Source organism: Mucilaginibacter sp. (genome assembly GCF_039207105.1).
GTDB lineage: Bacteria > Bacteroidota > Bacteroidia > Sphingobacteriales > Sphingobacteriaceae > Mucilaginibacter.
This window is the reverse complement of sequence record NZ_JBCECK010000206.1, coordinates 1-7,297: the sequence shown is the minus strand read 5'-3', so window position 1 is coordinate 7,297 and position 7,297 is coordinate 1. Positions and strand designations below refer to the sequence as shown.

The following is a 7,297-nucleotide window of genomic DNA, read 5'->3' as shown; positions in this document are numbered from 1 at the left end:
TAAAATCCGTTACAATGGGAGCGCCAAAAAAACCGACCACTAAAAAGATCGACAACTCAGAAGATGATTTGGATGAAGACGATGATCAACTTACCCCTAACAAGAAAAAAGCAGTTGATGAGGATGAAGATGATTTTGATGGACCTTTAGATGATGATCTGGGCAGAGGTTATGAATCATTTGACGATGACGACGACGACGATTATTAATTAATAAAGACACATATTTTAATTTAAAAGCATCCAGTTCCTGCCACTGGATGCTTTTTTTCATATTTGGCCATTAGGCCGCGCCTATGGTAATTACAGAAGTAAAAGACAAAACATCAAAACAAGCGTTCTTAAATGTGGTCCGCATCATTTATAAAAATGATAGTACCTGGGTTTGCCCCCTTGATAATGATGTTGAAGCCGTGTTTGATCCTGCCAAAAACAATTTTCATCAGGATGGTAAATGTACCCGCTGGATACTCACCGATGATAATAATCAGCTTATTGGCCGTATAGCAGCCTTTATCAATAATAAAAAAGCTTATCATTACGATCAGCCAACGGGTGGCATGGGATTTTTTGAATGTATTGATAATCAGGAAGCCGCCTTTTTACTGTTCAATACGGCTAAAAACTGGTTAACAGAGAATGGCATGCAGGCGATGGATGGCCCCATCAACTTTGGCGAAAATGACAATTTCTGGGGATTGCTGGTAGAAGGGTTTACACACCCCTCCTACGGCATGAACTATAATCCGCCTTATTACAAGGCCTTTTTTGAGGATTATGGCTTTAAAACCCTGTATGAACAGATCACCAACCACCTGGATGTGCACAAGCCATTTTCAGAAAGGTTCACTAAAATTGCCAACTGGGTTATTCAAAAACCGGGTTACGATTTCAGGCATTTCAGGATAAAGGAAATGGAAAAATTCTCGGCTGATTTTATAGAGATCTATAATGATGCCTGGAAAGATTTTGAAAACTTTGTACCCATTACCCAGGCTACCATATCCGAGAGCTTTGAAAAAATGAAACCATTAATGGACGAAAAGCTCATTTGGTTTGCCTATGTTGACAATGAACCAGCCTCATTCATTATCATTTTGCCTGATGCAAACCAAATGCTTAAACCCCTTAATGGCAAGCTTAACCTGATAGGCAAGCTCAAATTTTTATATTATCGGTGGAAAGGTGTGTCGCGAATGAGGGCAATTGTGATGGGTACTAAACAAAAGTATCAGAAACACGGGCTCGAATCAGCCATATTCATCAAGCTTAAAGAATACGTTTTGCCTTTAAAACAATATGACGAGCTGGAATTGTCCTGGGTAGGCGACTTTAATGAGAAAATGATTGCTATCCACAGTGCTGTTGGAGCTACCTTTGGTAAAAAGCATTTAACTATGCGTTATATTTTTTAAATAAAAAGCCCGGCTAAGCCGGGCTCATATTTATGCAGTTGCTTTGGAGTGCCTAAGCTCTTCAAAAAGTTCAATTACCTTCTTTTGCAGATCAATAACCTCTGTTTCACGATCCATCAAACGCTTGTTAACTGTTTCTAATTCGTTAACAAATTTTTGGTCGTGTTCAGCATCGTTGAATGTAAGTAGCTGCACTACTGACATTTCAAACAAGGTTGCGATTTGCTCCAATCTCGATAAATTAATATCGGTTATTCCTGTTTCAATTTTTGAAAAAGCCGGAATCGAAATATCCAATCTTTTTGCAACATCTTCCTGGCTCCACCCTTTTTGATGACGTAGCAGTCTGATTTTTTTCCCAAGTGTTTTCATGTGACTTTAATAATAGTATTAGGTTTCGCGAAAGTTAATTACCTTGCAATATTATTTATTATTGCACTAATTATCAACTAATTTGCATAATATTTTATTTAAAGCGAAACTTTTTCAAAACAATTCTCGTTTAAGTGATTTTTTCTTTTGAGGTTAATTATATTAATTACCTAAAGGCCAAATATTTAACTCAAAATTAAGCCCGCATTTATCATCAAAAAGTAATTTACCAATTCAGCTAAAAATAATACTTGTATTATAAAAGTTACACTGCATATTTGTACTGTAACTTTTTTAATTACAGATGAACGGTCAATTTCAGATAGCGATGCACATACTTACCCTCCTTGATCAGGAGCCCGGTGAGCTGATATCATCTGAATATATTGCCGGCAGCATCAATATTAACCCGGTTTTGGTTCGCAAGGAGATCAAAAACCTGCGCAACTATGGGTTAATTACCAGCAAGGAAGGACAAGCCGGTGGTTATAGCCTTGGCCGATCTCCAGAAAAAATAACCTTAGGCGATGTTTATAAAGCGGTTAACAACGGCCCGGCACTGGGGCAGGCCAAAAATCTTCCTAATCCCGATTGCCCGGTTGGCCGGCAAATTAATCAACACCTAAACACTTTGGCAGATGATGTGCAATTGGCCATTATTAATCAGCTAAATAGCATTACCCTGGCTGCTTTTAGCCTCAAATTCAAATAATTTTTTTTAACCATAACTGTAACAAATTTAATTACATTAAAAAACAAAAATCCATTATGAAATTAGCACTGATAGGCGCCACCGGCAACATAGGCCTGGCTACACTAAACGAAGCACTACAACGTGGCCATGAGGTAACTGCAATAACCCGTGATCCTAAGAAACTGGACATTACCAACGACAAATTAACTATTGTTACCGCAGATGTAGCAGACATTGAAAATCTTGCAGCGGTACTTGCCGATCATGATGCGGTAATTAGCGCATTTAACGCCAGCTGGGCAGATCCTAACATGTACGATAATTTTATAGCCGGATCTAAAGCTATTCAGCAGGCAGTGAAACAATCAGGTGTTAAGCGCTTGTTAGTTATTGGCGGAGCTGGCAGCTTAGAAATTGCGCCGGGCCTTCAATTGGTTGACTCCCCCGACTTTCCGCCTCAATTTAAAACCGGAGCATCCGCAGCCCGCGATTATCTAAATATTTTGAAAGAAGAAATTAACCTCGACTGGACTTTTTTAAGCCCTGCCATTAACTTACATCCAGATACACATGGCCCACGTACGGGAAAATATCGTGTAGGTACAGATCAGCCCGTATTTGATGAGCAAGGCCAAAGTTTTATTGTTATCGAGGATCTGGTTGTTGCTGTAATTGACGAGCTGGAAAACAACAATTTTATTAAGCGCAGATTTACTGTTGCGTATTAATTAAATTAATGTTATTGCGAGCGATAGCGAATTTGTCATTAAAGGGAAGACTTACGAAGTTTTAAAAACTTCGTAAGTCTTGAAGGAACAAAAATGGTAAAGCTTGTCATTGCGAGCGTAGGGTGGCAATCGCGAATTTACAGAGCTGTTTTGCAAAGTCAGTGATTGTTTCGTCACTGCGCCTCACAATTGATATATTTATATCCTACCCTATTTTATAAACTTCGCGGCTACCCAGTCGTTTGTCTTTTTGTGGGTAATATATTTTAAGCCGTATTTACGGGCCTCGTCGGTAATGATTTCCAGGTCGGGCGATTCATAGAACCCGCTGAAGTAGATCTCACCTTCAGGCTTTAACGCTTCTGCGTAGCGCGCCATCTGATCAAGCAAAATGTTCCGGTTGATGTTGGCCAGTATAATATCATATTGCTCATCAGGGATAGCCTCTTTAGAGCCGCAGAGAGCCGTTATATTATTTATATTGTTAAGTGCGGCATTTTCAATAGTACTGTCAAAACATACCGGGTCGTAATCAATGGCTGTAATTTCAGCAGCGTTCAATTTGGCAGCCATAATGGCCAAAATACCTGTACCACAGCCCATATCCAGTACTTTTTTGTCTTCAAAAGTATTTTCCAGTATCAGCTCCAGCATCATGGCCGTAGTTTGGTGGTGCCCTGTACCAAAAGCCATTTTAGGGTCGATCACTATCTCATAAGGAAAATCGGGTTTAGCGGAGTGAAAGGTTGCCCTTACATATACCTTATTCCCGATCTCGATAGGTTCAAAATTACTTTCCCATACCTCGTTCCAATTTTTTTGCGGAATAAGGGTTATCTCATAACTAAAAGTGAACATATCCTCATAGGGCAATAATTGTTCTTTTAGTTTTTCCTCGTCAAAATCATCTGTCGGAATGTACGCTTTAAAGCCAAATTCAAGCTCTTCAAAAGTATCAAAACCAATTTCGCCCAGAGCGTTGATCAACAGATCCTGCTGGTAATCTTCGGTGGTAATGGTGGTAAAAAGTAATTCGTAGTAGTTCATTTGATATGAATGTTAATCAGCATCCCAAACTCATTCAGGATTCCCGGTAATGTACCTGGTTTCTATTTTATGCCGCACTTCCTAATTCCTCAGGTGCTTTGGTGCTGATGAATTTATGCCTGTCCATCAGATACAATATCACAAAGGTAACAACCCAATAAATAAGTTGTATTTCTGACAGGTACCACCAAAAGCTAATTAATGGCTTCCGACCTTCGGATGGATCCCAGATAATATAACTGATAGAACCTGCAAACGCGAAACAAATAAATGCTATGCACAAACCGATAACTAAACGGGCTTTCAAGCTTTTAACGGCCTGATTATCCCACAGAGGTACAATAATGAGGTATTGGGTTAAGATACCCACGAGCAGTAGTAAGGGCCAAAAAAGATGGAAATAAGCCATCAAACTATATAAATTTCCGTTACCAATCTCAATCAGCTTCATGGGATGCGAGGGCATATTATATGCAACCACCGCCCCAAAAATACCGAAATCAATTAAAACCGGTAACAGAACCTTTAATAGTTTCCTCATGGCTTAGACGTGAGATTTGAGATATGAGATTTGAGATTACTCTTTAACAGCACAAATCTGTTTCTGTTTGAGATCAGAGCAATGCATATAATTCAAAGTCTCAAATCTCATATCTAACATCTCACATCCAATTAATTAAATACTTTAACAATATCGACAAAATCGCGCGATTTAAGGGAAGCGCCACCAATTAAACCACCATCAATATCTGGTTGAGCAAATAATTCATGAGCATTTTTAGGGTTACAGCTGCCACCGTATAAAATAGTGGTGTTGTCAGCTATTTCCTGGTTGTATTTAGCAGCTATTTCTTTACGGATAAACGCGTGTATTTCCTGCGCCTGTTCAGAACTTGCAGTAACACCGGTACCTATAGCCCAAACAGGCTCATAAGCTAATACCAATTTTGAAAACTGGGCTGCATCTAAATGAAATACTCCTTCAACCAGTTGAGATTTGATCACATCAAAATGCTGGTTAGCCTCACGCTCCTGTAGGGTTTCGCCAATGCAAAAAATAGGGCGCAGGTCATGAGCCAATACCGTATCAGTTTTTTTAGCTAATAACTCATTGCTTTCGTCAAAATACTGACGGCGCTCTGAGTGACCTAGAATAACATAAGCCGCGCCAACAGATTTGATCATTTTGGCAGATGTTTCGCCGGTGTAAGCGCCAGCCTCTGCCTGATGCGCGTTTTGAGCACCAACAGCAACTTTATTATAACCTTTAGCCAGTTGAACCAGGCTATGTGTATGTATGAACGGACTGCAAATAACAGCTTCCTGTGTTCCGGTTATTTCATCTTTAACCATATTGATGATCTCTGAAAATAAGCTTAAACCTTCGTTATAATCAAGGTTCATTTTCCAGTTTCCGGCAACAATTTTTTTTCTCATTTTATTAGTATTAGTTGATTGTGTTAGATTACGTTAATTGATGGGGTATTAAAACCGGCGATACTCTTCCGTCAGTTCAAATACCTTCTTTAATATATCTTGTTCAGTGTCATTAAACTCTCGATTTTCCCGGCGTTCAAAAACCCGTTGCGCGGTCTCAAGCATTTTGTTGATGCCGTAAACCTCAAAGCCCTGGGCGCCGCCCCATGCAAAATCGGCTATAAAATTGCGGGGGAAACCAGCACCAAACACATTTGCCCCTACCCCTACCACACTACCGGTATTAAACATGGTGTTGATACCACATTTGGCATGATCGGCCATGATGAGGCCGCAAAACTGCAAACCGGTTTTACGGAAACGCTGGGTAGTATAATCCCAAAGCCTAACTTCTGCATAGTTATTCTTAAGGTTGGAGTTATTACTGTCGGCTCCTATATTACACCATTCGCCCAGTACAGAGTTACCCAAATAACCTTCATGTCCCTTGGCCGAGTATCCCCAAATCACGGCATTATTAACCTCGCCCCCAATGGTTGAATAAGGGCCTATAGTAGTACCGCCATATATTTTAGCCCCCATCTTTATCCGCGAATGTTCGCAGATAGCAAAAGGGCCGCGAATATGAGATCCTTCCCAAACCTGGGTATCAGCAGCCAGGTATATAGGGCCATTAGTGGTATTAAATGATGAACACTCGGCAGTAGCGCCTTCCTCAGCAAAAAAATCGCTACCTATAATGGTGTTGGTTGAACTTATACTTGCGCTGGTACGACCTTTAGTAATTAGTTGAAAATCTTTACGAAGTTCGATATCGTTTTTCCTGAAAATATCCTCAGGGTAACGGATAGATACAAACAGGTTGGAGTAATTTATAACTTCATTAAACGCCGAATCGACGCTGAACGCATTGGCAGCAGTCTGATCTAAACGTACAGCTAATAATTGTTCATTGTACTTAAGCGCCTGTCCGGCCTGAAGACTTTGAATTGCTTCTATCAGATTTTCATCAGGACAAACCGCGCCATTTATAAACAAATTATCATCCTCAATTTTTTCAGGAAATTTTGCCTGCAAATAATCGCGGGTATAAAAAGAATGATCTTGATTCAAATGCCTGCCCCACTTTTCGGCTATAGTTAATATACCTATGCGCAAGTCGGCAACGGGCCGGGTATAGGTAAGTGGCAGTAGTGTTAAATGAGCGTTATCGTCAAAAAGAATAATAGACATGGCGCAAAAATAAAAAAAGTCGCCCGATACACCGGGCGACTTTGCAAATATTTAATTGAACAAGAATTATTTCTTGTTGTAACGTGTGCGGAATTTATCAATACGACCTGCAGTATCAACCAGTTTCATTTTACCGGTATAAAAAGGGTGTGAAGTATGAGAAATTTCTAATTTGATCAATGGATACTCGTTACCGTCTTCCCACTTTACAGTTTCGCGGCTATCGATGCAAGATTTAGTTATAAAAGAATAGTCGTTTGACATGTCTTTAAATACAACTAATCTATAGTTTGATGGATGCAGATCTTTTTTCATTATATATAAGCTTTTTCTTCTGTACTTTCTAAAAGAGGCGCAAATGTAATTAAAAAA

Annotated in this window: 10 protein-coding genes; 4 read left to right on the top strand and 6 right to left on the bottom strand. The window is 39.6% G+C overall.

All coding sequences use genetic code 11. The features are described 5' to 3' along the window. The coding region (locus AAGC65_RS23685) for a hypothetical protein (RefSeq protein ID WP_343114943.1) at positions 1 to 209 on the top strand (209 nt) is incomplete at its 5' end. Between the two features lie 86 nt (positions 210 to 295). Beyond that, entirely contained in the window at positions 296 to 1,414 is a 1,119-nt protein-coding gene (locus AAGC65_RS23680) for a GNAT family N-acetyltransferase (RefSeq protein ID WP_343114942.1), read from the top strand. A 30-nt stretch (positions 1,415 to 1,444) separates the two neighbouring features. On the opposite strand, the gene AAGC65_RS23675 is transcribed toward AAGC65_RS23680, so the two are convergent. Beyond that, positions 1,445 to 1,786, bottom strand: a complete 342-nt coding sequence (locus AAGC65_RS23675; protein WP_172338262.1) for a helix-turn-helix domain-containing protein — start codon at positions 1,784 to 1,786, stop codon at positions 1,445 to 1,447. 304 nt (positions 1,787 to 2,090) lie between these two features. Between AAGC65_RS23675 and AAGC65_RS23670 the strand changes: the two genes are divergently transcribed. Both AAGC65_RS23670 and AAGC65_RS23665 read left to right on the top strand, forming a co-directional pair. Further along, positions 2,091 to 2,498, top strand: coding sequence for an Rrf2 family transcriptional regulator (locus AAGC65_RS23670; protein ID WP_343114941.1), 408 nt, complete (start codon positions 2,091 to 2,093; stop codon positions 2,496 to 2,498). A gap of 56 nt (positions 2,499 to 2,554) precedes the next feature. Further along, positions 2,555 to 3,208 carry an NAD(P)-dependent oxidoreductase gene (locus tag AAGC65_RS23665; protein ID WP_343114940.1) on the top strand — a complete coding sequence of 218 codons (654 nt, stop codon included), beginning with the start codon at positions 2,555 to 2,557 and terminating at the stop codon, positions 3,206 to 3,208. A 210-nt stretch (positions 3,209 to 3,418) separates the two neighbouring features. Here the strand turns inward: AAGC65_RS23665 and prmA are convergent, their stop codons facing one another. The 5 genes from prmA to AAGC65_RS23640 form a co-directional block, all read right to left on the bottom strand. Continuing rightward, positions 3,419 to 4,255 (bottom strand): 50S ribosomal protein L11 methyltransferase, encoded by an 837-nt coding sequence (prmA, locus tag AAGC65_RS23660; protein WP_343114939.1) that lies wholly within the window; start codon positions 4,253 to 4,255, stop codon positions 3,419 to 3,421. A 67-nt stretch (positions 4,256 to 4,322) separates the two neighbouring features. Then, complete coding sequence (locus AAGC65_RS23655) at positions 4,323 to 4,796, bottom strand: hypothetical protein (RefSeq protein ID WP_343114938.1); 474 nt, start codon at positions 4,794 to 4,796, stop codon at positions 4,323 to 4,325. Between the two features lie 131 nt (positions 4,797 to 4,927). Then, positions 4,928 to 5,692 (bottom strand): triose-phosphate isomerase, encoded by a 765-nt coding sequence (tpiA, locus tag AAGC65_RS23650; protein ID WP_343114937.1) that lies wholly within the window; start codon positions 5,690 to 5,692, stop codon positions 4,928 to 4,930. A 48-nt stretch (positions 5,693 to 5,740) separates the two neighbouring features. Continuing rightward, complete coding sequence (locus AAGC65_RS23645) at positions 5,741 to 6,925, bottom strand: GlmU family protein (protein WP_343114936.1); 1,185 nt, start codon at positions 6,923 to 6,925, stop codon at positions 5,741 to 5,743. Positions 6,926 to 6,991: 66 nt separating this feature from the next. Then, positions 6,992 to 7,240: a type B 50S ribosomal protein L31 gene (locus AAGC65_RS23640; RefSeq protein WP_096351682.1), complete on the bottom strand. Its 249-nt coding sequence runs from the start codon at positions 7,238 to 7,240 to the stop codon at positions 6,992 to 6,994. Positions 7,241 to 7,297: the final 57 nt, after the last annotated feature.

Coding starts and splice junctions, on each gene's coding strand:
- AAGC65_RS23670 (WP_343114941.1), top strand. CDS start 2,091: ATGAACGGTCAATTTCAGATAGCGATGCACATACTTACCCTCCTTGAT.
- AAGC65_RS23640 (WP_096351682.1), bottom strand. CDS start 7,240: ATGAAAAAAGATCTGCATCCATCAAACTATAGATTAGTTGTATTTAAA.
- AAGC65_RS23680 (WP_343114942.1), top strand. CDS start 296: ATGGTAATTACAGAAGTAAAAGACAAAACATCAAAACAAGCGTTCTTA.
- AAGC65_RS23645 (WP_343114936.1), bottom strand. CDS start 6,925: ATGTCTATTATTCTTTTTGACGATAACGCTCATTTAACACTACTGCCA.
- AAGC65_RS23665 (WP_343114940.1), top strand. CDS start 2,555: ATGAAATTAGCACTGATAGGCGCCACCGGCAACATAGGCCTGGCTACA.
- tpiA (WP_343114937.1), bottom strand. CDS start 5,692: ATGAGAAAAAAAATTGTTGCCGGAAACTGGAAAATGAACCTTGATTAT.
- prmA (WP_343114939.1), bottom strand. CDS start 4,255: ATGAACTACTACGAATTACTTTTTACCACCATTACCACCGAAGATTAC.
- AAGC65_RS23655 (WP_343114938.1), bottom strand. CDS start 4,796: ATGAGGAAACTATTAAAGGTTCTGTTACCGGTTTTAATTGATTTCGGT.
- AAGC65_RS23675 (WP_172338262.1), bottom strand. CDS start 1,786: ATGAAAACACTTGGGAAAAAAATCAGACTGCTACGTCATCAAAAAGGG.